The organism is Microbacterium testaceum (assembly GCF_020781835.1).
Classification (GTDB): Bacteria; Actinomycetota; Actinomycetes; order Actinomycetales; family Microbacteriaceae; genus Microbacterium; species Microbacterium testaceum_H.
Map to the genome: position 1 here is coordinate 1 of NZ_JAJGNJ010000062.1, position 250 is coordinate 250.

General features: G+C 65.2%; 1 protein-coding gene. It reads left to right on the forward strand.

Annotation, left to right across the window (positions count from 1 at the left end; all coding sequences use genetic code 11):
- Positions 1–12 precede the first annotated feature (12 nt).
- Positions 13–250: hypothetical protein (locus tag LL239_RS18235; RefSeq protein ID WP_228164625.1), on the forward strand; the 238-nt coding region annotated here is incomplete at its 3' end.

Consider the following 250-nt stretch of genomic DNA (forward strand, 5'->3'; position numbering starts at 1 on the left):
CCCCACAGGCACATGCCCGTCAGCCTCGCCATGTACGACGGCACCTTCAGCAGGCTCGCGTCCGTCCAATGCGACGGACGAACCTGCCGGATTCTCACCCTGTTCATTACCTCGTGCGAACCCTTCAAGAATCAGATCGACCGCGAGTTGCAGGTGGTGCTCGCCGACGGCGTAGCACTCCGTGAACCCTCGGCCCATGAACAGCAGCCCCTCGGCGTCCTCCGCGCGACGGAACGCGCGCGGGAACCAC